Here is a 22905-nt window from a genome sequence, read left to right as displayed (position 1 = left end):
TATAGAGGCGTGTGGTGTTGCTTTGCTTCGGTTCTCACGCACACGCTGGTCGGTAGGTATCCGGCAACCTCCAGCGGCCAATGCCAGGTGATTTTCGCAGTGACACCTGTTCGGTTTGCGGGGCCGTTCATTCACCCTCAATCCCGCCCCACCTCCCCCTTAAGCATATCGAGCCGCGTCTGCCCATCAAGCGTAAAGTGCGTGCCAAACCTCACCAGCCCCTCCTGATGCAGATACGCGCGCGAGGACGGCCGCTCGGTGCTGCGTTTGCGGCTCGAAGTGCAGCCGCAGGCGCGGCGCGAGCAACTGGACGTGCCGCGCCTGCGCCTGTTCCTGAACGCGGACCGGCCCGTCGCGCTCGCGCTCTATGCGGCGCTCACCGCGAGGCCCATGGCGATCAACGTGCGCGTGCCGGGCTATCCGGCTGATCGTCCCGGCACGCCGCAAGCGATGCCGGGCTTGCGCATCGAACCGGCCGGCTTCGCGAGCAACGAGCGCTTATGGCCAAAGGCCGATAACGCGTTCGGCGGCTATCAGTTGCTGCTCGAGTACTTCACGTTCCCCGAGAAATTCATGTTCGTGGACCTGCTCGGTCTGGACATGGAGGCCATCGCGCAGGATGCGCCGTATTTCGACATCGAGGTCGTGCTGGAAAAGAGCTATCCGGACGATATGCGCTTCTCCGCCGACAACGTGCGCCTCTTCTGCACGCCGATCATCAACCTCTTTCAACTGGAAGCGGACCCGATCGTCGCCACGCAGTTCGACACCGAATACCGTGTCCACGCGATCGAGCAGTATGGCGAGCACGTCGATGTCTATTCGGTCGATACCGTGCAGGGCTTCGAGGCAAGCTCGGGCCGGCGCTTCGAATACGCGCCGTTCGCGTCGTTTCGTCATCGCGGCGGCATGCTGCGGCATGAAATGCCGGAGCGCTATTTCCACACGCGCGTGCGGCGCGGCCCCTCGGGCCGCTTCGACACGTGGGTCGTGTTGGGCGGTCATGCTTGGGAGCAGCAGGCGACGCTGCCGAAGGAAACGCTGTCGTTATCCGTGACCGGCACCAACGGCATGCTGCCGCGCAAGGGGCTGCGCGAAGCGGGCATTACGAGGATGCGCAGCGGTTTCACCAACATCGGCTCGGTGCGTAACCTGAGCGCACCGACGCTGCCGGTCTATCCGCCGACCGGCGACCGTTTCCATTGGCGTGTGCTGTCGCATCTCGCGCCGAACTATCTGTCGCTGCTGAACCCGGAGATTTTGCGCGGCTCGCTGGCGCTGTATGACTGGACCGACGGTGAGCTGAACCGGCGCCGCGTCGACGCGATCACCGATGTGAAGCACCGGCTGTTGCAGAAGCTCGTGAAGGGCGGATTGCAGCGCGGCGTCGAGATCGAGGTGACGCTCGACAGTAACCAGTTTGCCGGCGACGGCGACGTCGAATTGTTTAGCGGGATGCTAAACCGCTTCCTTGGGCTGTACGCGACGCTGAATCTGTTCACGAAGCTCGTCGTCGTGTCGCAGCCGACCGGCCGCCGCATCGAATGGCCCGATACGAAGGGCGAAGGAGCACCGTTTTGAACGCGCCGGGCAGGGAGTTTGCATCGTACGCGGACCGGACGCTGCTGCCGGCCTTACTCGATGACGCCACACGGATGAATTTCTTCCGCTTCTGCGAGTTGATCGAACTGGCCGCACCGGACAAGCCCCCATTGGGCACGACCGACTCGCCATCCGCCGAGCCGGTGCGCTTTCGCTCGCGGGTGCGGCTTGGATTTCCGAACCGCGAGATCGACGCGGTCGAATATGGCCCGGACAATGCGTCGGCGCCGCCGACGGTTCGCACGACCTTTCTGGGGCTGTACGGAGTCGATGCGCGCATGCCGTCGTACTTCGTCGACGAGATCGCGCAGAACCGCGACGGCGCGGAGCCGCTGGCTGGGTTTCTCGGCCTGTTCCATCACCGTGTGGTCACGCAGTATTACCGCGTGTGGCGCAAGTACCGCTATCCGGCGGGCTTTCGCAGCGGCGGGACCGATGAGATTTCGCGCTACCTGCTGAGCTTCGCGGGGCTTGGCTTCGGCGCGCCGGAGATCGCTCAGGCGGTCGGCTCGCGCAAGCTGCTGTCGATGCTCGGTCTCGCGGGCCAGAAAACGCGCACAGCCGAAGGACTGGCGGGCGTGCTTCAGCACGCGGTGCCGGACGCACGGATCGAGGTCGAGGAATTCCATCCGGTCTGGATCACCGCGCACGATTACACGCCGGGTGCGCTAGGCGAAGGTTGCCTGCTGGGCCGCGGTTTCTACGATCGGGCGAATACGGTGCGCGTGGTGATTACGCCGCACACGCATGAAGCGGTGCTCGGACTCATGCCAGGACGCGGCAATCATCGCGAACTGATGGCATTGCTGCGCTTTTACCTCGGCTACGAGGCGCGCGCGCATCTGGAAATGCACGTCAGCCCCGACCTGATGCCGGCGCAGCAATTGAACTCCGCCCAGGTCAGTCTGGGCTTCACGACGCAGTTGCCGCCGTCACGCACAGGCGCCGCTGCGGCTAAGGTCACACGCGTGCAACTGGGGGCGTGGACGGGCGGCAGCGAGCGAGACATCCGTGAGCGATCCACGGCGCACCGACACAAGCACTGACCCGGCCACGGGAGCAGCGATCAATGCATAAGCAAGACAAGAGGATCAACAGGATGATGCGACAGCTTCGAACCGGCGTCTCGGTGTGCGCCCTCGTGACCATCACAGGATGCGGAGTGGGGCAGGCCGTGACGGACAGCACGGTGGATGCCGCGAAATGGGTGTTCACGACACAGGTTAAAACCATGAACGTGGACCTCGTCAGCCGGGCCTCGTTGAATGCGGACGGTGCGGGACGATCGTTGTCGACGGTGGTGCGGATCTATCAGCTGAAGACGCCGCAGACGTTTCAGCAACTCGACTATCGGCAGTTGCAGACGAACGATCTCGACACGCTGAAGGCGGATCTGCTGGCGACGAAAGACGTCGTGTTGCGTCCCGATGCAAGCGCGAGCATCAGCGAGCCGATGAACGGCGACGCGGAATATGTCGGCGTGGTCGCGTTTTTTCGCGACGCGGGCCAGGACGCGACGTGGAAGCTCGTGATTCCGAGGAAGCAATGGAAGAAGACCGATCCGGTGAAGATCGAGGCGCGTGACAACATGCTGACGCTCGTCGGCGCAACGGGTGACACGATCAGGCGCAACGCGCCGCTCCAAAGCATGCCTAATCCGCCGAAGCCCAAGCCCGCGGCGGTGACGGAGTACGGGACGCAGGCGGGATGAGCGGCGCGAATCGCTCGAGTTCGAAGTGCGCAGTAGTCATTGCGTCGCGCGCCCTGTCGCGCGACGACACGACCCTGCATGCCCCCCGGTGTTCCGCTCAATGCGGCTTGATAGCCACTTTCAGCACCCCGTCCCGCTGATTCGCAAACAGATCGTACGCGGCGACGATGTCGTCCAGCTTGTAGTGGTGCGTGACCAGCGGGCCAAGCTCGACACGTCCGGACGCCACCACGTTCATCAGCCGTCTCATGCGCTCTTTTCCGCCAGGGCAAAGCGCGGTGTTGATCTTGTGGTCGCCGAGACCGGCCGCGAAGGCGCCGAGCGGAATCGTCAGGTCGGATGAGTACACGCCAAGACTCGACAGCGTGCCGCCCGGCTTGAGAATACGCAGCGAGGATTCGAACGTGCCCTGCGTCCCAAGCGCCTCGATCGACGAATCGACGCCGCGTCCGCCCGTGAGCTTCATGATCTCGTCCACCACATCGCAATTCTTGAAGTTCAGCGTGACATCGGCGCCCATCCTGCGGGCCATCTCGAGGCGGTGTTCGTTGCCGTCCACTGCGATGATGGTGGTGGCCCCCAGCAACCGCGCGCCCGCCGTGGCGCACAAGCCGATGGGACCTTGCGCGAATACGGCCACCGTATCGCCGATCCGGATGTTGGCGTTTTCCGCGCCCTTGAAACCGGTGGACATGATGTCGGGACACATCAACACCTGTTCGTCGGTCAAGCCGTCGGGGATCGGCGCGAGGTTGGCCTGCGCGTCGGGCACGAGCACGTATTCGGCCTGGGTGCCGTCGATCATGTTGCCGAAACGCCAGCCCGCCGTCGCCTTGTAGCCGTGGCACCCGCACAGGCCTGCGGCGATCAGGTAGCTGCCGTCTTGCGACGCGACGCCGTCTTGCGCCGCGTATGAGTTGAAGTTGGGGCAAATGGCTCCGGCAATCACGCGCTGGCCTTCCTGATAGCCCCGCACCGCACTGCCGAGTTTTTCGATCACACCCACGGGTTCGTGACCGACCGTCAGCCCTTTGGCGACCGGGTATTCGCCCTTGAGAATGTGTACGTCGGTGCCGCAGATCGTGGTGGTGGTGATACGCACGAGCGCGTCGTTGGCACCCACGTCGGGCATGGGTTTATCGGCGAGTTCGATACGGCCCGGTTCGACGAATACGGCGGCTTTCATCATTGCGGTCATGAATGTCTCCTTCCGGTTGGGGGCAACGGCATCTCAAAGGTGCTCGCACTTTGGCACCTGCTCGAACGCATAGGTGCGACTGGCGAACCCGACGCAGCTATTTCGCCACTTTCCACCGACGTAGCCGCGATTGCATCTTACTCCGCCAGGAATAGTGCCTGCTTTGCGAGGGGAAGAGCATGGCGAATGGCGAAATGCTTGCGCCAGATCAAGGGGGCGTGTGAACGCATTGGCTGGCGCTTCTATCGTTCGCTGGTGTTTCGTAAGGACAGCGCAATGGTGTTGACGCAGAAAGTAAAGCGGTCGAGAAGGGGCTTTTTGGCGTAACTGACGCCGGCTCACCTGTTTTCCCACGGCAGCATCTCGTCGCCCGCACGCGCCCCGCAATCCTCCACCGGCCACCCATCCTTCCCTACCAGCGGCACGAACCTGACCTCGCCGAGCCAGCTTCTTTCATAGTCCTGTTCACTGCGCCGCACGACTTTGATCAGCCGCTGACAATGCGGATCGCGCCCCACGGGCATGACGATCCGTCCACCGGCCGCAAGTTGCCCGCACCACGCCTGAGGAACATGCGGTCCGCCCGCCGCCGCAATGATCGCGTCATACGGCGCATATTCGGCGAGACCCATCGTGCCGTCGCCGTGATGCACGGTCACGTTGGAAATCCCTAGTCTGCGCAGGATTTCCCGAGCCGAGTCGACCAGCCCGGCATGGCGTTCAATCGAGTACACATGGCCGGCGATCGCCGCGGCGACCGCGGCGGCATAGCCTGAACCGGTGCCGACATCGAGAACCCGTTCGCCGGGGCGCAGGTCCACGGCCTCGATCATCGCCGCGACGATGGCCGGCTGCGAGATGGTCTGCTCGTTGCCGATCGGCAGCGGCGTGTCGTCGTACGCGAATTCCCGCAGATCGGCGGCAACGAATTCTTCGCGAGGCACACGCCGCATCGCCGCCAGGACACGCGGATTGCAAATGCCGCGGCGAGCGATCTGCGATTCGACCATCCGTTCCCGGGCCTCGTTGAAGTCGGTCATAGCCACCTCCGTGTTGCAGCAGGCGCCACCGCATGCCGGCACTTCATCGAATACGGACAAATGACGCGTGGCAGGCGACTGGATTGCCTAGAATCAGTTTACGCGCAGAACGGCACGGCAAAAACCATACGTGGCGTTTGCGGCGCCGCTCGCGCGTCCGAATCCCAACACGTGTCAATCGTAAGGGGAATCATCATGCTGAAATATGTGGTTCTGGCGCAATTTACGGATCAGGGCATCCGCACGATCAAGAACAGCCCGCAGCGGGCCGCGCAGGCGGCGGAAATGGCGAAAGGCTTCGGCTGCGAAATGAAAGAGATCTACTGGACGTTGGGCGAATATGACATTGTCACGGTCATCGATGCCGCCGACGAACAAGGCTTCACCGCTTTCGGCCTGGCATTGGGCTCGGCGGGCAATATCCGCACGCAGACACTGCGCGCTTTCACCAAAGACGAAATCGGTTCGATTATTGGTCGGCTCCCATAATTTAGCCGGCTGGCACAGGGGTTGATCTCCTGTGCAATCTGTTCTTGCGTGACCCTCTTCGGAGATCAAGATGAATGCGGACAACAAAAGCGACGTGCAGGCTTTCGTACAAACAGCCGAGCAGACTGGCGCGTATGTGTGGGTGATTACGCTGGTCGACTTCAGGAGCCGCGAGGTGAAACGCTCTCTCGTATCGGACGATACGTACGAAACGCGCGCCGCCGCGAAAGACGCGGGCGACGCCCGTCTGAAAGCGCTGGCGGTGGATCATTAGGCTCGCGAGCCGCTTTCGCCTGACGGCTGAAGCGCGTCTGAAGCGGACGTTGGGCCGCGCGAGTACCTCAATTCGACCCACACGCCTGCCGTGAAACAAGAATCGATTTCCGAGGATAACGAACAGCCGGTCAGCGCCGACCACCAGAGCTGTACGTCGAACGAGTGCATTCCAGCCGAACCGGCCCATACCGACCGCAAATTCACGGCCTTCGGATCGGCCATCACGTGGCTGGAACAGGTCGATCCCGGTATGCATCGCCGGATCAAGGGGCTGCGGCTCGTCACCGCCTACGGCATTGCGGCGGCGCTCGGGACATTGCAGGACATCATGCACAATCTACCCGGCGCGATGTCCGTCGGTTCGCTGGCCGCCGGCTTCGCGCTGTGGGCAAGTGTGTCGGAGGCGCGTGTCACGCGGCCCGAATCCAGCCGGGATTTGACGCTTCTGTGCGCCGCCGCCGCACTAGGCGCGGCAATGTTCATCGGCTTTGCGCCGCTCCTGCAGGCCATCGCAAGCGCGGGCCCCGAACTGACGCTCGTAACGGGAGCGTTCCTTGTCGGCTATCTGAAGCGTTTCGGCATTCTCGGCGCGGGAATCGGCTCACAGGTCTACATCGGGCAGTTGCTAGCCTACGGCGCGCACCTGACGCTCGCCGACCTGCCGGCGCTCGCCGTCGCCGCACTGATCGCGATGCTCGCGTCGATCGTTCCGCGCATGCTCAGCGGGCCGGCCGAACGTCCGGCGACCACCGTGCTGTCACCCGTCGATATGCCGGACCGTTGGGGACTCGCGCCCGAACTCATCATGGGCTTGCAGGCGGCAAGCGGCGCGCTGATCGTGGTCGCGTTGAACGAGGCGATCGGCCTCAAGGAGTCGGCGTGGGCGATCACCGCGTGCACCTACGTCGTCGCGGGCTCGGCGAACGGCACGGCGGCGCGGGTGCGTCGACGGATCATCGGCACCTTGATCGGTGTTCCGTTGGGTCTGGTGTGTCTGCCGCTCGTCGAGCACGCGCCGTTGCTGGCCTGGGTCGCCGCCGCGCTCGCGATGATCGTCTACGCGATGGCGCTGCCCGAGCGCTACGACATCGCCTCCGGCGCATTCGCCTTCACGCTGATCGTGACCTTGGCGATCGGCGGTGAGCATTCGATTGCGCTGCTTGCCGCACGCGCATGGGAAACGCTCCTTGGCGGCGCGCTCGGACTGGCGGCCGCGAAACTGATCTTTCCTTTGCGGTCCTGAAGTGTTGCCGCGAAGTTAGCGATGGTTCGCGGCGATCGGCCAAGGTTTGTCGCGCGGTTGGACACGCGGTGAACGTCGAATCCCCGCGCGCGTTGAACATGCCGGGAACGCCATTGCGTGGCGGCCTGGGCTTGTAGAACGTTCTATACTGCGCCGGTCTGCCGGCCGTTTGCCGCGCGACGTTGCTTGCGGTATGCGGTCACATAGCTAGTCCAGCAGTATCGGTAGGGGGAGTTTTACGGCGTCGTGCCCGCTGCGGACCCATCACCAGGTCCGGGCTTCACTTCACTTGCCCGTTGGACGAGACCATGCTGACCATCGACGACATCCGCACCGTGCCCCTGTTCGCCACCCTCGACGACGACGAACTGGCGCATCTCGCGCACACGTCCGCCGATCTCCATCTGTGCGCCGGTGAGTTCGCGGTTCACGAAGGCGGCGAGCGCGCGCTGTATGTCGTTCTCGCGGGGAAGATGGAAGTCATCAAGACCTTCGACGGCGTCGAGCGCACGCTCGGCTGGCGCTTGCCGGGAACCCTCTTCGGCGAAGTGCCGCTCGCGCTGAGTTCGCCGTTTCCGGGCGCCTATCGGGCAGCCGAGCCCTCGCGTGTGATGCGGGTGGACGCGCAGCGCTACTACGTGCTGGCCGCCGCGTCACCCGACGTTGCGCTGAAAATGGGGGCGCTCGCACGGGAGCGCATCGGCGGTTTGCAGGGTCTTTCCGCCGAACCGCCCAAGATCCGCGTGACCATGGTCGGCAGCCGCTGGGACGGCGCCTGCACGGCGCTGCGCCAGTTCCTGGCCCGCAACCAGATCAGCTACGACTGGATCGCGGTGGACGCGCCCGAACTGGCGGCGCGCTGGCCGGGGCCGGCCCCGGCGGAAGAGGACTGTCCCGCGCTGCGGCTGGTCGACGGCAGCGTGCTGAACCGGCCCGCGACACGCGAGCTGGCGGAGTTGCTGGGCCTGCAAACACAGCCCCGCCTCGCCGAATACGACACGATGATCATCGGCGGCGGGCCGGCCGGTCTCGCCGCGGCGGTGTACGGCGCGTCCGAGGGTTTGCGCACGGTGGTGCTGGAGCGCGAAGCGCCGGGCGGGCAGGCGGGGACATCGTCGCGTATCGAGAATTACCTGGGCTTTCCGAACGGCGTGTCCGGTGACGAACTCGCAAGCCGTGCATTGCAGCAGGCGAGGCGGCTCGGCGCCGAGATTCTGGTGACGCGCTCGGTGGCCCGGATCGACGTCGACAATCGGCACGTTCATCTCGACGGCGGCGACGTGATTCGCGCGAAGACGATCATTCTCGCGACCGGCGTGACGTGGCGGCGTCTGATGATCGACGGCTTCGACCGTTTCATCGGCAAAGGCATTTACTACGGTGCGTCACGCAGCGAAGCGAGCGCTACGCACGGACTTGACGTTTATCTGATCGGCGGAGGCAACTCGGCCGGCCAGGCTGCGTTGTATTTCGCCAATCACGCGCGCATGGTGACGCTGGTTCTGCGCGGCGATTCGCTCGAGAAGAGCATGTCGCGCTATCTTGTCGAGCAGCTTCGCGGCAAGTCCAACGTGAAGGTGCAATTGCGGGTGGAGGTTGTCGGCGCGTACGGCGATACGCATCTGGCGGCGATCGATGTGCGCGACGCACTCAGTGGAGAGGTGAGCCGGCACGATTGCGGCGGATTGTTCGTGTTCATCGGCGCCGATGCGCAGACCGATTGGCTGCCCGGGGAAATCGCCCGCGATGCACGCGGCTATGTGCTCACCGGCGACGATGTCGTGAAGGCCGGACGCTGGTCTCATCGCCGCGATCCTTATCTGCTCGAATCGAGTGTGCCGGGAGTATTTGCTTGCGGGGACGTGCGGTTGAGTCCGGTTAAACGCGTTGCGTCCGCGGTGGGTGAGGGCAGCATGGCGATTGCGTTCGCTCATAAGTATCTGCAGAACGATGCTGGATAGTGGGGAGCCGGTACTTACGGTGCGACGGCTACGTGCTACTAGCTACGCGCTGGTTTGCCATGCGCTATTCCAACCGCCGATTCAACGCCTCACGTCGCACTGAAGCCGAACAACCGGCACGGCGTACTCCACAGCACACGCCGACGCGCATCGGAATCGGGAATCAGGCGTTGCACGAGCGTCAGAAGCGGTGCGTAATCCATCCGCGCCGGCGCGCGCAGGAAAGGCCAATCCGAACCCCAGACGCAACGGTCCGGTCCGAACGTGCGAAGAAGCTGTTGCACGAAAATCTGCGCATCTTCATACGGGTAGTCAAGCTGCGAGAACTTCTGCAGTCCGGAAATCTTCACGACGGTGCGATCATTGTCGGCAAGCCGCAGCAGCGTCTGAAAGCCTGGCTGTTCGATACCCGCCGCGAGGTCGGGGCGACCGCAGTGGTCGATGAGTATCCGTGTCCGGGTCCGCTCGATTAGCGCTTGCAGTGTGACCAGTTGATCACCGACGGTCTGGATCTGCGCGAACATGTCGAGCTCGGTCAACATATGGAAGAGCGCGTCGGCAGTGGCCATCGAGTCGACGCCGTCCATCGCCGGATTGAAGGCGATGCCCACCACGCCCGCGCGTTTCATGTCGAGCAATTCCGTGCGGCTCACGGCGTGATCGACCACCGCGATACCCTTGAAAAGATCGCCGCCCCGCTCGATCGCGTCGAGCATGCAGCGATTGTCGGTGCGATAGCCGCTCGTCGGACCGACCAGCAATGCATGACGAACTCCGCACGCATCCATCACATGCGTGAACTGCGCGGCAGTGCCGATCTCCTGCATCGATGGGCGATAGGCAGTGTCGGATCGATAAGGAAAACGTGCGGGATCGAAGATATGGTTATGACAGTCGATCTTCTGTTCATCGAAGATGTTCATTGATAGGAGTTCTCAGGGAGATGCGTAATCGTGGTGCACAACCTAGGGAAGTATGCGCGTATCCGGGTAGGCGAGTGCAAGCGGCCCGATCGGCTTTCGGCGCGGCAACGCAATGTACTCGCGTCTCTAAAAAAATCTCGCGTCATCATGCCGATATAAGTTATAAAGTTTAAACGGGTAGGCATCAAACTGCGAAAACAGGAGGACGAAGATGAAACGCGCATACCGTTACGCCCCGTCGACCCAGTGCGCCGCAATGCCCCCCGGCCGCTCGCCTTCGATCTTCATGGAATACCTGCCGAAAGACCAGCAAGCGGCTTGCACCTGTTGTCTCCGCCACCCGCGCCGTTCATACCGTTCGTCGAGAAAGACCTGAACAATTGACCAGCTCTCATGGTAAATTGCCAGCGCTACTGTGCCGACCGCGTAAGCCGTCCATAGCAAGCGACCATACGTGGATAGCTTTTGTGCCTTTCAATCGTAATTCGAATGACTGGAGAACAAGAAATGCTTTTTAACGGTGGTTTCACATTCCCGAATTTTCTGGCCGACGTCTTTTCCGTATTCATGTTTATCCTGTGGTTCTGGTTGCTCATCACGGTATCGGGCGATCTGTTCCGCCGCAGTGACGTCTCTGGTTTAGGGAAAGTCGGCTGGGTCATTCTGCTTATCATCCTGCCTTATATCGGCATATTCGCTTATCTGTTGACGCAAGGCCGGGGCATGGCCGAGCGCGACCAGGCGCGCGCCAAACAGGCTCGCGAAGACCTGCGTCAGGTGGTGGGTTTCAGTGCCGCGGACGAACTGGAAAAACTCGACCGGCTGAAAGCGGCGGGATCGATTTCGGCAGAGGAGCATGCGCGCCTGCGAGCGCGGCTGGTGCAGTAATCGGCGATACCCCCAGGCTTTGAGCTTCGCCCGTGGCGTCACCTCGAAACACGAGAACGGCGTGAAGGTGACGTGCGAATGAAATCGGCGAAACTGAGATTTCAGGTGCATTCACTGCACTACGCGACGTAACTGGAGGAATCCATGCTAACCCGCTTTGCTCGTGTTGCCGATTACGCCGCGCCGGCGGCGCGGCGATCCATGCCATTGCGTCGCGCTGCGGTGATCTGCGTCGCGGCGCTGACGCTGGCAGGGTGCGTACAGCCGTGGCAGCAATTCCATGCGGGCCAGGATCAGTCGGCGATCATTGCCCGCATGGGACCGCCGCGCGAAATCCATCAACTGCCGGACGGCGGCCGCCGTCTCATGTGGCCGACCCAGCCGATGGGCACGACGACAGTCGCCGCCGACATCGATTCATCCGGCCAGATAGTGAACGTGCGCCAGGTATTGCAGATCAGCGAATTCAATCGCGCGGTGATCGGCAAATGGACACGTGAAGACGTACTGATCAATTTCGGCCAGCCCGTGCAGACCGCTTTTTTCCGTCGCTCACAACGGGAAGTGTGGTCGTATCGCTACGTGGAGAACAACATCACGCATCTGTTGTTCAACTTTTCGTTCGACACCAGCGGTGTGTTGCGTGAAACGCAACGCACTCCCGACCCTCTGCGTGACCGGGACTTCCGGCGGTTCTGATTGTCGATTGCTTCGGTAACTCAGGTCTCGCCAATTGCGCCGAAAGACACTGCCGCGCAGTTGGCGAGCGCTCACGCGCTGAGGGTGTTCTTATAGATTTTCCCGTCCTTCATGATGACGAGCAGGTTCTTCGCCGGATCGGCGACGAGCGCAAGGTTCTCGACCGGATTGCCGTCGACCAGCAGCAGATCGGCAAACGCACCTTCTTCGATCACGCCCAACTTGCCCGGATACGGATTGCGCGGACCGGAGAGTTCGAGCAACTGGCCGTTGGCCCCCGTGGCCATCTTCAACGCTTCGGCGGCGGTGTACCAGCGCAGCAGGTGCGTCAACATCGTGCCCTGACGCGTGGCGAGTGCCGGTGAGAACAGCAGGTCCGAGCCGAATGCCGTTTTGATGCCGTGTTTCTTGGCAAGCGTATAGGCATTGTTGGTGCCCGCGAAAACGGCGAGCATCTTCTCCCTGCTCGGACCGCTCAAAGGAACCGTGTCTTCTTCGCTGACGAATGGCTGAATGCTCAACCAGGTGCCGTTCTTCGCCATCAGACTCGCCGTCGCATCGTCCATCAGATGAGCGTGCTCGATACACTGGGCGCCCGCCGCGATCGCTCGCTGGACTGCATGCGGCACATACGCATGCACCATCACGTAGGTGCCCCAGTCCGCGGCGGTTTCGACGGCCGCGCGCAATTGAGGCTCCGTGAAAGTGAGCATGTCCAGCGGACTGCGAGGGGTGGAGACGCCGCCACTGCCCACGATTTTGATCTGCGATGCGCCTTGCAGGAACTGCTCGCGCACGCGCAGGCGAACTTCATCGGCGTTATCTGCAACGATGCTGCCGCCGGTCTGCTCGGAACTGCTGATCCTGCTTCCCGCTCTCGGCAGGTCCGTCAGCGAGCGGAAATCGCCGTGACCGCCGGTGGTGGTGATCATCGCACCGGACGGATAAATGCGCGGACCCGAGATGAGGCCCTCGTCGATGGCCTGTTTCAACGCGAACGCCGGGCCGCCCGCGTCGCGTACCGTGGTGAAGCCGCGCATCAGCGTACGCTCGGCCTCGGCGCTCGCGGCGAGGTGCACGTAGGCGATATCGGCGGTGAGCACGACCGGGAGCGGCAACGCGGCGATGATCGTATGCCAGTGCATGTCGATCAGGCCCGGCATCACGACACGGCCGCCGCAGTCGATCACCTGCGTGCCGTCGGGAACGGCAGGCTTGCTCTGCGTGAGCGTACGAATGCGATTGCCGTCCACGAGCAGAAAGAGCCCGTCACGCAACGTGGTGGTTTTTCCGTCGAATAGCCGGAAATTCGTGAAGAGAATAGGGCGTGTTGGACTGGCAGGTGGAGGCGCCGTCTGCGCACTCGCGAGCTTCGGCAAAATGAGCATCAGCGCGGAGGCGGCCATGCCGGTGACAAAGCCACGCCGCGTAAGACCTGTGCTGATGCGGTTATTCGCAAATTCGATCTCGGACTTTTGACAGAAGCAGGCAAATGGATGATCCGCGCCTTCTTGATCGCCAGGTTTGCGAGAGAACATCGATACCCCTCCAGAAAGTTTTGATTTCTGTACGTCGGCCAGTGGGCAGTATAGACAGATGGGATCAAAAGAGGAACGCAACCCTTGCCCGATCGGGTCAACGTCGAACGCCCACTGCTATTTGCAAGGCATTCAGATGGTAACTGAAAGCCTGATCATCAGAACCCCTTATTGGAGGCCCCTCATTGCCCCCCATTAAAGGTTTATAGAAGCGACTCGATTGGAAGAATCGACAGCATCCAGACACCCATTCGCCCGTACCAGGTCGTATTGGGTTCCGTGTCGTGGCGAATCTCCGTGTCGCCGTTTCGCTCGATCCAGAAGATCTTCCCATTCGGATCGAGCTGTACCGAATAGGCGACTTGCGGCACATATGCGAGGAAAGTCGCCTCGATCTGGCTGGCCAATTCGGGGCTGTCGATCACGAGGCCCAATTCCGTATTCAGATAGGCGGAGCGCGGGTCGAAATTGTACGACCCCACGAACACCCGCTGCGCGTCCACCACGAAAGTCTTCGCGTGCAGACTGGACCCGGAACTGCCGAACGGACCCGGTGACTGCTCCTTCTTATGATGACTGCCCGGCAAACGCCGCAATTCATAGAGACGAACCCCGCCTTTAAGCAGTTCGACGCGCCGCTTCGCGTAGCCTGAGTGAACCGCGGCGACATCGGTCGCTTCGAGCGCATTGGTCAGCACGCGCACGGTGATGCCCTTCTCGGCGAGGCCGGTCAGGTACTGCGTGCCGGTCGTGGCCGGCACGAAATACGGCGACACGACGTCGATTTCCCGGGTGGGATCGCCGAGCACTTCGCGCATCTGATGCGAAATGAGTGCCTCCGGCGGCGCGTTGCGCAGGCCTTTCGCCGGGTCGTCGCTGATCATGTGCGTCGTGGCCCAGTCGAACGGCAACGTGTTGTCCAGCATCTTCTGTATGACATGCGGGCCGCGCAACGCCTCCATATAGGCCGTCGCCGCGGGGTCTCGCTCGATGGCCTGCGCTTTGCTCGCGAGCACGTCGAGCTGACCGGCGCCCGCCTGCGGCAGAATCCGCTCGACGGGATACGATGACGCACTGGCCCAATAGCGGTCGAAGTCCCGCGCGACATCGGCGGCGGCGGGTCCGACCGCCAATACGTCGAGGTCGGAGAAGACGATGCCGTCGGTGGCATCGAAGTACTCGTCGCCGATATTACGGCCGCCGAGTATCGTCGCCGTGCTGTCCGCGGTCAGCGACTTGTTGTGCATGCGCCGGTTGGCGCGCGGGAAATCCGTCAGGAAGCCGATGAATTTGGGCTTGCGCACCACGAACGGATTGAACAGGCGGACTTCGATGTTCGGGTGCGCTTCGAGCGCCGCGAGCGTCGGGTCGAGAGAAGAGGGAATGCCGAGATCATCGAGCAGCAGCCGTACGCGCACGCCGCGGTCGGCGGCCTCGTGGATTTCTTCGAGCAGCAACGTGCCGGTCAGGTCGTTGCGCCAGATGTAGTACTGGATATCCAGCGTGCGTTGCGCCGAACGGATGAGGTCCATCCGCGCGGCAAACGCCATATGCGCATCGGAGAGCGGGTAGATGCCCGCGAGGCCGGCGTGTGTCGCGAGCGCGGGCCCGACGGCGCGGCCGAGATCGGTGGAGGCGGCCTGCGCGGGCGTCAACGAAGTCGACTCGGTACGGTTTTCGAGCGAGGGCAACGCGCAGCCGGTCAGCAGGCTTGCGCATAGCAGCAACGCTGAAATCCCGCCAGTCGATCGACGAATTGCGTGGAACGGGTGGTGTCTCAGCGCTCGCATACGATCCATAGTGTCCTTCAGGCCATTGTCGTCTGTCTGGTTTTACAATCAGGCAGGCCATTACGCGAGCCATGCAAACATGGCAATATCGCAATGACATTTACCGCTGATCACCGGCCAATGCGCGAACGGTCATGAAGGCTCGCGCCGAACCCCGTGCGTTGCATTGTGCGATCAGAATACTATGTCTGGAAGATTGCTGATATTCGCGGGGCGGTCTTCCGGTTGCGTAAATCGGTTTGCCTGATGGTATGGGCGGGTCGCGCAAAATCGAACGGGGAGCAACCCTGGCTCCGTTCGGGCATCGCGTGGCGAAAGATCAATCGAGCGGTTTGCACAATCAGGAGTCGCGCAAGTGAAGGTATCCCGATTGCTGTTTGGCAGTGTTCTGCTGTTCGCGATTGGCACGGCGCTGCAAGCCGTGTGGCCTCTGTCGCAGCCGGCTTCTTATCATCACTTCGCCGACGAGCGCTCGATAGGCGTGCTTCACAACGCGTCGGACGTGCTGTCGAACCTCGTCATTCTGGTAGCCGGCCTGCTCAATCTTCTCTGGGTGATACGGCACGCGTCGCGTCAACCCGCGCAATTTCCCGGGATGCTGGTGGCGTCCCTCGGGCTGATCCTGACGGCATTCGGCTCGGCCTACTATCACGAGATGCCGACGGACGCGACGCTCGTATGGGATCGTTTTCCGATGACGATCGTTTTCGCCGGCATTCTGGCGATGCTGTGGACGTCGGCGACCAAACAGCGCGTGGGCTGGGTGCAGATGCTGATACTCGTCGCCGTTTCGGTGGGCACCGTGGTTTACTGGCAGGCATTCGACAGCCTGTGGCCCTATGCGATCCTGCAGTTCGGCGGGCTCGCGCTCATCGTCGGCATGACCCTCATACGGAAAGTCGACGCGCTGTCCGGCTGGTGGCTGGTCATCATTTTCTATGCGATCGCGAAAGTCTTTGAAACGCTCGACTGGCAGGTGTGGGCGCTCTCGGATCATCTGGTCGCCGGTCATGCGCTCAAGCATGTCGCAAGCGGCTTTGCCGGCGCCGCATTGCTGCTGATCGCGAACGCGTCGCTGCGATCCGGCGGGTGGCGTGCCGAATCGTGGTGACGGGCGGCGCCGGAGATCGACCCCGTACCGCCGCCCGGGCGTTCATAACGGCAAGTCCGCGAGATACAGCCGGTGAGCCACAGCGCCGCAACGGCCAGGTTCGACGCGCAACCCGCGATGCCGGATCGTGCCACGAAAAGAGCCTTCATCTCATGGCCCTGGGTGTGTGTCTGCATGACGTACCTCGCGTGTGTGAGGACACGGGAATTTGACACTTTATCGGGAAAGGAGTTTGCGGTCGGCATGGCGTGCAGAGGGACGACGCACGTCGTATATGGGATGATGAGACAGGTTGCCTTCGTGCCTGACAGCCAGCCAGTCTCGCGGTTTGGCGTGCCACGCAATGCGCTTGCGCATGCCATGGCGCCCGCCTCCGGCAATGGCCCATACGCGCTCTTCCTTAAAGCTCCGATTCGATCGGCAACAGCCCAAGGAACCAGATCCCCACGCGCTTCAAACCCGACACGCCCGGCTCGTCGCCCTCCGTCTGCGTACCGTCCGCCTTCGTGTCGATCCAGACGATCCGCACGGTGCCGTTCGCGTTGGTGCGCTCTTCGAGCCGCCACGCAATCTGATCGAGCTTCGGTTCGACGCCGTTCACCACCTCCGAGGCGAGCGCATCGCTTTCGCAATAGAGTCCGATCTCCGTATTCAGCGTGATCGAGCGTGGATCGAGATTCATCGAACCGATGAAGATGCCGGACTTGTCGAACACATAGGTCTTGGCATGCAACGAGGCTTTCGACGACCCCAGCATCGTCTTTTTATGCCGTGGGTCTTCGGACGCCGCGGGCTTCAACTCGTAGAGATGCACGCCCGCCTCGAGCAGGTCCTTGCGATAGCGCTGATATCCGGCGTGAACGGCGGCCACGTCCGTGGCCGCCAGCGAATTGGTGAGGACGGTCACGCGAACGCCGCGGCCGGCCTCCTTGCGCAGCCACGCGACGCCTTCCTTTCCAGGCACGAAGTACGGCGAAATGATGAGCATCTCTTTCTGCGGTTCAATGCTCAGGGTCCTGAACTGCGACAGCAGATGCCCGGTCGGATCGTTCGGCGAGCGCGTGATTTTCGCGGGATCGTCGTAGAGCAGGGTCGCCTTGCCCCAGGACACGTCGATTTCGCGCATGGCGATGATTTCGGCGTAGCGGTGCGTGGCCTGGGTCACGTAGGGCGTATCGCGTTGCGAAGCGACGAACGCCGCCAGCTTCGCGCGATACGCGGCGAGCGCGCCGGGGTCGGCCGGATGGCCCGTCAGCCGCTCGATCGGATACGCCGCGTCCGAGTTCCAGAACTGGTCGAACGCGCTCGAGATGTCGCGGACCACGGCGCCATACGTCAGCACGTCGAGGTCGCCGAACGAGACGTCGCTGGACGCGCCGAAGTACTCGTCGCCGATGTTGCGGCCGCCGACGATCGCCGCTTCGTTGTCGGCGATGATCGACTTGTTGTGCATGCGCCGGTTCACCCGGCTGAATTCCATGGCGGAGCCCAGCACCTTGAAGCGGCGATTCGCGACCGGGTTGAACAGCCGTATCTGGATGTTCGGATGGGACGCGATGGCGAGCAACACCTGATCGTCCGCGCCGGTGCCGAGATCGTCCAGCAGCACTCTCACTCTGACGCCGCGATCCGCCGCGCGCAGCACCGCGTTCGCCAGATGCCGGCCGGTCAGATCGTCGTGCCAGATGTAGTACTGCAGGTCGAGCGTGCGGTCCGCCGCATCGGCGAGCGCGATGCGGCTGAGCAACGCGTCGACGCCATCGGGCAGCAGATGGAACGCCGTCTGGTCCGGATGCTGGCGCACCTGAGGCAGGAAAGCCGTGCCCAGACGCGTGCTGTCCGACGGTTCGATCGCATGCGTTTCGACTCGCCCGGTCTGCGGCGGCAGACTCGCGCAGGCCGACAGCAGCGCCAGAAGCAGAACCGCGAGGGCTGCACGAAACGTTGCCATGGCTAGACCTCCGGGTCCTGGGCTTTATGCTGCGAAATCGGCGGCCATGTCCGCATCGGTACGCGCTTCAAGCCGGCCGTTGCGGCACGCGTCGCGGAATTTTTCGTAGTCCTGTTCCACCTGATCGGCATAAGCGCGCGAATAGCTGACGAGCGCTTCCGCCATCTGGTCGCCGTTGCCGAGGTAGCCGGCCACCTCGGTCGCCTGGCCGCCGGCTTTCGCGTGGGCTCGCGCGAGCACCCAGCCGCACAGGCTCGCATACTCGCGAAACGTCTCCTTCGAAAACAGCTCGAGCGTGGCCGAGACCTTCATGTCACGCAACTGACGCCCGTAGATGTGCCGCCCGAACGGGCCCGACGTCCAGCCGAGAAACGGATCGCTCGCGCCCTGCATGAGGCGCTGGCCGTTGACCACCCGCTGCCCGTGGTGCCGCGGGGACCGCGCGTCGAAATACCGCGAGACGACGGACGTCGAGGCTTCCTTGAACTGGATGAACAGCGGCTTCTCGTGCGGATCGACCATCAGCAGGATCAGGCATCGCGTGCCCACGCTGCCGACGCCGACCACCTTGAACGCCACATCCTGCATCGAGAAGTGCGCGAGCAGATTGCCGCGCACCACGCCGAGGGACTTCAGGTAATGCCGGTAGATCGGCCCCATCAGATCGCGCCAGTCGCCGAGACCGAGCCAGTCGTCGTCGTGCGTGAAAAGCGTGCTCTTGCCGTGTACGTGGAACACGCTGGGCGGCGTGTCGCGAATTTGCCAGACGCCGTCGCGGTGGCTGGCGAGCTTGGGGAGCATGGTCTCGTGTGTGCGGCGCGATGCGCGTTCGACGCTGTTGCGCACGTGTTGGCGTGCATCGTCCGAGGTCACGGTCCGTTCGAGGCGATCGAACGTGATGAGTTCGTACCAGAGTTCGAGCGGGCTCAGCGCCGCATAATTTTCGGTCCATCGCTGATAGCTCTGCACGGCGAGCGCGACGACTTCGTCGGCCAGTTTGTCGCCGTGCCCGAGATGCCTTACCGCGATATAGAAGCTGGCGCTCAGGCGTTTGAGGTCCCACTCCCAGGGCCCGGGCGCGGTTTCGTCGAAATCGTTGATGTCGAAAGCCAGTGCTCGCTCCGGTGTCGCGAAGCCGCCGAAGTTCATCAGGTGGCAGTCGCCGCAGATCTGGAAATGAAAGCCGCTGTTGGCGGTGGCGTGGAGATCATGCGCCTGAATGATCGCGCTACCGCGATAGAACGTGAACGGCGAGGCAAGCATGCGGCCATAGCGCAGTGGAACGAGCGCCTCGACGCGTCCCTCGCTGCTCTCGCGCAACAACCCGACCGGATCGCGATCGGTGTTGCCGATCTTCGCGTGCGCGCTGCGCGGCGTGTCCTTGCGCGCCTGGCGGCCGAGCGCGCGGCGTTCCGCGAGCGAGTCGGATGGCGTCATCGTTTTCTCCTTCGGTAGCGCAAATCGGATCGGCGTGTCGAGTTCTTGTCGGGATGCGCCGCGGCGGCCAGGGCCGGCTGAATGGCGCTCGTCCCGGTGACTGTTTGCACAGCCACGCGCTGTCTTGCCCGGAAACCAGTCAGTTGCTTGCGCCTCCGTGCCGCGGCGTAGGCATGCCGCTGGCTGGTGATATGCGTTTTACGAGTGCCACGAGAAAGCGGACTGATAAAAGACGGCGTAACGGACGGGTCCGTTTGCCTGTTCAAACTCTAACTGGTCTATCCGATTATTTCCATAGTGCCCGCCCCGAGTGTCGAGTCTGTCTTGCGCCGGCTTCCTCAATCCGCGCCGTCGGGCACGTCGTCCCGCCCGGAGGAAGCGCGCCCCTGGACGCTCAGCAGATGCTCGCGCATGGACCGGGCCGCCGCTTCGCCATCGCGTGCCTTCATCGCGCTGACGAGCGCTTGATGCTGGCGGGCAAAGAATTGTCGCGTTGTTTGCGCGGCGGTCTTCTCGCGCACGTCCGGTTTGACCCGCATGCCGTTGATCACTTCCATCAACGCGATGAGCGCCGGGTTGCGGGTGGCCTGTCCGATCAGCAGATGAAACCGGTGATCCCATTGCTGCCACTCTTCATCCGTTTTGGCCGCGGCGTTTTTCCGCGCGCATTTTTCCAGCTCCAGCAAGTCGTCCCGGCTCGCTTTCGTCGCGGCAAGCTGCGCGAGCGCCGGCTCGAACAGCAGCCGCATTTCCGCGATGTCCGCCGGACTCGCTCCCGCGCGAAGCCCGCGCAGGGTAGGTGCGAACTTCAGCGGCCGCGCACCCAGATAAGTGCCGCGGCCGACGCCGCGCCACACCTGGCCGGACGCTTCCAGCGACGCGAGCGCGGCGCGCAGTTCGCGTCGGCTGACGCCGAGGTCTTCGGCGAGCTTGCGTTCGGGCGGCAGCGCATCGCCGTCCCGCAATTGATGCCCGGCAATGTATTCCAGCAACCTGTCCAGCATGGACTCTCCCTGCTTTTTGTTGAACCAATGAACATTGGTATCAAAGATAGCAGAAACGCCAAGCTTGCCGAAGTTGCGGTGATTATTTTTTTATCTTGTATTATTGGGCGAATATCGGGTTAACACGGGGCTGAAGTCCGCCGTGCCTAGCCTTATTCTGGCGTGTTATTTTTTATGAACCTTTGTTTATTGGTTCATTTCGTGATTGCCGTTCGTCGCAAAAGGAGTCGTGCATGTCGTTTACAACCCGTCCTGAGCTGCTCGGTACATTCGGCATGGTGGCCTCGACCCACTGGCTCGCCAGCGCGTCCGCGATGGCCGTTCTGGAGAAAGGCGGCAATGCATTCGACGCGGCCGCCGCAGCCGGTTTTGTTCTGCAGATCGTCGAGCCGCATCTGAATGGACCGGGCGGCGAACTGCCGGTCGTGTTCTACAGCGCGCGCGAGGACCGGGTGCGCGTGCTGTGCGGGCAAGGCGTGACGCCGGCGGCGATGACGATCGAGCGCATGCGCGGGCTGGGGCTGGAGGTCGTGCCGGGAACGGGCTTGTTGCCGGCCGTGGTGCCCGGCGCGTTCGGCGCATGGATGGCGATGCTGCGCGACTACGGGCAACTGCCGCTCGAAGAGGTCTTGGGCTACGCAATCGGTTACGCGGAAAACGGCTATCCGGTCCTGCCGCGCATGACCTCGTCGATACTCGCCATCAAGGACTTCTTCCAGACCGAATGGCCCACCTCGGCGGAGCAATGGCTGCGCAACGGCGACGCGCCGCAGCCCAATCATCTGTTCGCCAATCCGGCGATTGCGCACACGTACCGGCGCATCCTGCAGGAAGCGAATACCCGCCGTGACCGGGCCGAGCAGTGCGAACGCGCGCGTGAAGTCTTCTATCGCGGCTTCGTGGCCGACGCCATCGACCAGTATTTCCGCTCGACGCCGGTGCTCGACACGTCCGGCCGGCGCAATCATGGCCTGCTCGACGCGGATGATCTGGCGCGCTGGGCGCCGACTTACGAGGACCCGGTCTCCTATGACTATCAAGGCTTGCGGGTCCACAAGACGGGCCCGTGGGGGCAGGGGCCGATGTTCCTGCAGCAGCTCGCGCTGCTGAAGGGCTTCGATCTCGCGGCGATGGACCCGCTCGGCCCCGACTTCGTGCACACCGTCATCGAATGCTCGAAGCTCGCGTTTGCGGACCGCGACGTGTTCTACGGCGACCCGGACTTCGCGCACGTGCCGATGGAGACGCTGCTAAGCGATGCCTACAACGACGAACGCCGTCGGCTGATCGATCCCGCGCGCGCGTCGTTCGAATTCCGTCCCGGCGCGCTGGAGGACAGCGAGCGCCGCGCCGCGCTGATCATGGCCAACGCCGGCAAGCAGCAGTCCGGCGGCTTCGGCCAGGGCGAGCCGACCTTCGCGCCGCTGCCCGAACTGCGTGGCGACACGGTTCATCTCGACGTGGTGGACCGCTGGGGCAACATGGTGTCGGCGACGCCGTCGGGCGGCTGGCTGCAGGCGTCGCCCGCCGTGCCCGGTCTCGGTTTCAACGTGACCACGCGCGCGCAGATGTTCTGGATGGAAGAGGGCTTGCCGTCGTCGCTCGGTCCGCGCCGCCGTCCGCGCACGACGCTCTCACCGACACTGGTCACGCGCGACGGCAAACCCTACGCGGCGTTCGGAACGCCGGGCGGCGACCAGCAGGATCAATGGTCGCTCCAGCTGTTCCTCAGGCACGTACACGGCGGCATGAACTTCCAGGCTGCCGCGGATGCGCCGTCGTTCCAGACTGCTCACTTCCCCGGCTCGTTCTATCCGCGCTCGATGCAACTCGGCAAGATGTCCGCCGAAGCGCGCTTCCCCGAACACACGCTGGCCGAATTGCGCGCGCGGGGACACGACCTGACCGTAGCCGAGCCTTGGGCGTTGGGCCGCGTCTGCGCGGTGGGAATCCGCAACGGCTTGATGCGCGGCGCGGCGACACCGCGTCAGATGCAGGCATACGCTGTCGGCCGATAGGCTTCGCGGCCCGCCAAACGTATCCA

18 protein-coding genes and 1 pseudogene are annotated in these 22905 nt (G+C 63.1%); 11 read left to right on the top strand and 8 right to left on the bottom strand.

The genetic code is table 11. The annotated features are described in order from the left end of the window. Positions 1 to 234 precede the first annotated feature (234 nt). The 3 genes and pseudogenes from tssF to tssJ all read left to right on the top strand — a co-directional run. Positions 235 to 1581 (top strand): annotated as a pseudogene (tssF, locus tag PQQ53_RS16110) (type VI secretion system baseplate subunit TssF); the annotation flags it as partial. 74 nt (positions 1582 to 1655) lie between these two features. After that, positions 1656 to 2648: a type VI secretion system baseplate subunit TssG gene (gene tssG, locus PQQ53_RS16105; RefSeq protein WP_408324842.1), complete on the top strand. Its 993-nt coding sequence runs from the start codon at positions 1656 to 1658 to the stop codon at positions 2646 to 2648. 53 nt (positions 2649 to 2701) lie between these two features. Then, the gene (gene tssJ / locus PQQ53_RS16100; RefSeq protein ID WP_408324826.1) at positions 2702 to 3313 is read left to right on the top strand and encodes a type VI secretion system lipoprotein TssJ; all 612 of its coding nucleotides are present in this window, start codon (positions 2702 to 2704) and stop codon (positions 3311 to 3313) included. Positions 3314 to 3410: 97 nt separating this feature from the next. Here the strand turns inward: tssJ and PQQ53_RS16095 are convergent, their stop codons facing one another. Next, complete coding sequence (locus tag PQQ53_RS16095) at positions 3411 to 4511, bottom strand: NAD(P)-dependent alcohol dehydrogenase (protein WP_408157281.1); 1101 nt, start codon at positions 4509 to 4511, stop codon at positions 3411 to 3413. A gap of 338 nt (positions 4512 to 4849) precedes the next feature. After that, the gene (locus PQQ53_RS16090; RefSeq protein WP_408146149.1) at positions 4850 to 5551 is read right to left on the bottom strand and encodes a protein-L-isoaspartate(D-aspartate) O-methyltransferase; all 702 of its coding nucleotides are present in this window, start codon (positions 5549 to 5551) and stop codon (positions 4850 to 4852) included. Between the two features lie 195 nt (positions 5552 to 5746). On the opposite strand from PQQ53_RS16090, the gene PQQ53_RS16085 reads away from it, so the two are divergent. The 4 genes from PQQ53_RS16085 to PQQ53_RS16070 all read left to right on the top strand — a co-directional run bounded on the left by PQQ53_RS16085 (position 5747) and on the right by PQQ53_RS16070 (position 9520). Beyond that, complete coding sequence (locus tag PQQ53_RS16085) at positions 5747 to 6040, top strand: GYD domain-containing protein (RefSeq protein WP_408146147.1); 294 nt, start codon at positions 5747 to 5749, stop codon at positions 6038 to 6040. Positions 6041 to 6110: 70 nt separating this feature from the next. Continuing rightward, positions 6111 to 6314, top strand: a complete 204-nt coding sequence (locus tag PQQ53_RS16080; protein WP_408157279.1) for a hypothetical protein — start codon at positions 6111 to 6113, stop codon at positions 6312 to 6314. A 168-nt stretch (positions 6315 to 6482) separates the two neighbouring features. Next, the gene (locus tag PQQ53_RS16075; protein ID WP_408324840.1) at positions 6483 to 7559 is read left to right on the top strand and encodes an FUSC family protein; all 1077 of its coding nucleotides are present in this window, start codon (positions 6483 to 6485) and stop codon (positions 7557 to 7559) included. Between the two features lie 308 nt (positions 7560 to 7867). Further along, on the top strand, positions 7868 to 9520 hold the full coding sequence (locus PQQ53_RS16070) for an FAD-dependent oxidoreductase (protein ID WP_408324825.1): 1653 nt from the start codon (positions 7868 to 7870) through the stop codon (positions 9518 to 9520). An 89-nt stretch (positions 9521 to 9609) separates the two neighbouring features. On the opposite strand, the gene PQQ53_RS16065 is transcribed toward PQQ53_RS16070, so the two are convergent. After that, positions 9610 to 10443 (bottom strand): amidohydrolase family protein, encoded by an 834-nt coding sequence (locus PQQ53_RS16065; protein WP_408324823.1) that lies wholly within the window; start codon positions 10441 to 10443, stop codon positions 9610 to 9612. A 489-nt stretch (positions 10444 to 10932) separates the two neighbouring features. On the opposite strand from PQQ53_RS16065, the gene PQQ53_RS16060 reads away from it, so the two are divergent. Both PQQ53_RS16060 and PQQ53_RS16055 read left to right on the top strand, forming a co-directional pair. Then, positions 10933 to 11331, top strand: coding sequence for an SHOCT domain-containing protein (locus PQQ53_RS16060; protein ID WP_238812881.1), 399 nt, complete (start codon positions 10933 to 10935; stop codon positions 11329 to 11331). 144 nt (positions 11332 to 11475) lie between these two features. After that, positions 11476 to 12030 carry a hypothetical protein gene (locus PQQ53_RS16055; protein ID WP_408324821.1) on the top strand — a complete coding sequence of 185 codons (555 nt, stop codon included), beginning with the start codon at positions 11476 to 11478 and terminating at the stop codon, positions 12028 to 12030. A gap of 71 nt (positions 12031 to 12101) precedes the next feature. Here the strand turns inward: PQQ53_RS16055 and PQQ53_RS16050 are convergent, their stop codons facing one another. Together PQQ53_RS16050 and PQQ53_RS16045 are read right to left on the bottom strand one after the other, a co-directional pair. Continuing rightward, a complete protein-coding gene (locus PQQ53_RS16050) occupies positions 12102 to 13307 on the bottom strand; it encodes a metal-dependent hydrolase family protein (RefSeq protein ID WP_408324819.1) in 1206 nt (401 codons plus the stop codon). Between the two features lie 464 nt (positions 13308 to 13771). Continuing rightward, positions 13772 to 15358, bottom strand: coding sequence for a phospholipase D family protein (locus PQQ53_RS16045; protein ID WP_408146136.1), 1587 nt, complete (start codon positions 15356 to 15358; stop codon positions 13772 to 13774). Between the two features lie 355 nt (positions 15359 to 15713). Here PQQ53_RS16045 and PQQ53_RS16040 point away from each other — a divergent pair, with 355 nt between their 5' ends. Beyond that, positions 15714 to 16469, top strand: a complete 756-nt coding sequence (locus PQQ53_RS16040; protein ID WP_408324817.1) for a hypothetical protein — start codon at positions 15714 to 15716, stop codon at positions 16467 to 16469. 400 nt (positions 16470 to 16869) lie between these two features. On the opposite strand, the gene PQQ53_RS16035 is transcribed toward PQQ53_RS16040, so the two are convergent. From PQQ53_RS16035 to PQQ53_RS16025, 3 genes are all read right to left on the bottom strand, one after another. Further along, positions 16870 to 18420 carry a phospholipase D family protein gene (locus tag PQQ53_RS16035; protein WP_408324815.1) on the bottom strand — a complete coding sequence of 517 codons (1551 nt, stop codon included), beginning with the start codon at positions 18418 to 18420 and terminating at the stop codon, positions 16870 to 16872. Positions 18421 to 18444: 24 nt separating this feature from the next. Then, positions 18445 to 19857, bottom strand: a complete 1413-nt coding sequence (locus PQQ53_RS16030; protein ID WP_408324813.1) for a DUF2252 domain-containing protein — start codon at positions 19855 to 19857, stop codon at positions 18445 to 18447. A 338-nt stretch (positions 19858 to 20195) separates the two neighbouring features. Next, the gene (locus tag PQQ53_RS16025; RefSeq protein WP_408324812.1) at positions 20196 to 20861 is read right to left on the bottom strand and encodes a FadR/GntR family transcriptional regulator; all 666 of its coding nucleotides are present in this window, start codon (positions 20859 to 20861) and stop codon (positions 20196 to 20198) included. Positions 20862 to 21094: 233 nt separating this feature from the next. Here PQQ53_RS16025 and PQQ53_RS16020 point away from each other — a divergent pair, with 233 nt between their 5' ends. Beyond that, positions 21095 to 22879 carry a gamma-glutamyltransferase family protein gene (locus PQQ53_RS16020; protein ID WP_408324810.1) on the top strand — a complete coding sequence of 595 codons (1785 nt, stop codon included), beginning with the start codon at positions 21095 to 21097 and terminating at the stop codon, positions 22877 to 22879. Positions 22880 to 22905: the final 26 nt, after the last annotated feature.

Origin of the sequence: Paraburkholderia strydomiana (assembly GCF_046030495.1) — a bacterium.
Classification (GTDB): Bacteria; Pseudomonadota; Gammaproteobacteria; order Burkholderiales; family Burkholderiaceae; genus Paraburkholderia; species Paraburkholderia strydomiana_A.
Note: the sequence above shows the minus strand (reverse complement) of the source record. Positions and strands in the feature narration are given on the sequence as shown.

What these genes read in the sequence shown, in the direction of transcription:
- tssG (WP_408324842.1), top strand. Translation starts at nt 1,656, where the DNA reads ATGAATTTCTTCCGCTTCTGCGAGTTGATCGAACTGGCCGCACCGGAC.
- tssJ (WP_408324826.1), top strand. Translation starts at nt 2,702, where the DNA reads ATGATGCGACAGCTTCGAACCGGCGTCTCGGTGTGCGCCCTCGTGACC.
- PQQ53_RS16095 (WP_408157281.1), bottom strand. Translation starts at nt 4,511, where the DNA reads ATGACCGCAATGATGAAAGCCGCCGTATTCGTCGAACCGGGCCGTATC.
- PQQ53_RS16090 (WP_408146149.1), bottom strand. Translation starts at nt 5,551, where the DNA reads ATGACCGACTTCAACGAGGCCCGGGAACGGATGGTCGAATCGCAGATC.
- PQQ53_RS16085 (WP_408146147.1), top strand. Translation starts at nt 5,747, where the DNA reads ATGCTGAAATATGTGGTTCTGGCGCAATTTACGGATCAGGGCATCCGC.
- PQQ53_RS16080 (WP_408157279.1), top strand. Translation starts at nt 6,111, where the DNA reads ATGAATGCGGACAACAAAAGCGACGTGCAGGCTTTCGTACAAACAGCC.
- PQQ53_RS16070 (WP_408324825.1), top strand. Translation starts at nt 7,868, where the DNA reads ATGCTGACCATCGACGACATCCGCACCGTGCCCCTGTTCGCCACCCTC.
- PQQ53_RS16065 (WP_408324823.1), bottom strand. Translation starts at nt 10,443, where the DNA reads ATGAACATCTTCGATGAACAGAAGATCGACTGTCATAACCATATCTTC.
- PQQ53_RS16060 (WP_238812881.1), top strand. Translation starts at nt 10,933, where the DNA reads ATGACTGGAGAACAAGAAATGCTTTTTAACGGTGGTTTCACATTCCCG.
- PQQ53_RS16055 (WP_408324821.1), top strand. Translation starts at nt 11,476, where the DNA reads ATGCTAACCCGCTTTGCTCGTGTTGCCGATTACGCCGCGCCGGCGGCG.
- PQQ53_RS16045 (WP_408146136.1), bottom strand. Translation starts at nt 15,358, where the DNA reads ATGCGAGCGCTGAGACACCACCCGTTCCACGCAATTCGTCGATCGACT.
- PQQ53_RS16035 (WP_408324815.1), bottom strand. Translation starts at nt 18,420, where the DNA reads ATGGCAACGTTTCGTGCAGCCCTCGCGGTTCTGCTTCTGGCGCTGCTG.
- PQQ53_RS16030 (WP_408324813.1), bottom strand. Translation starts at nt 19,857, where the DNA reads ATGACGCCATCCGACTCGCTCGCGGAACGCCGCGCGCTCGGCCGCCAG.
- PQQ53_RS16025 (WP_408324812.1), bottom strand. Translation starts at nt 20,861, where the DNA reads ATGCTGGACAGGTTGCTGGAATACATTGCCGGGCATCAATTGCGGGAC.
- PQQ53_RS16020 (WP_408324810.1), top strand. Translation starts at nt 21,095, where the DNA reads ATGTCGTTTACAACCCGTCCTGAGCTGCTCGGTACATTCGGCATGGTG.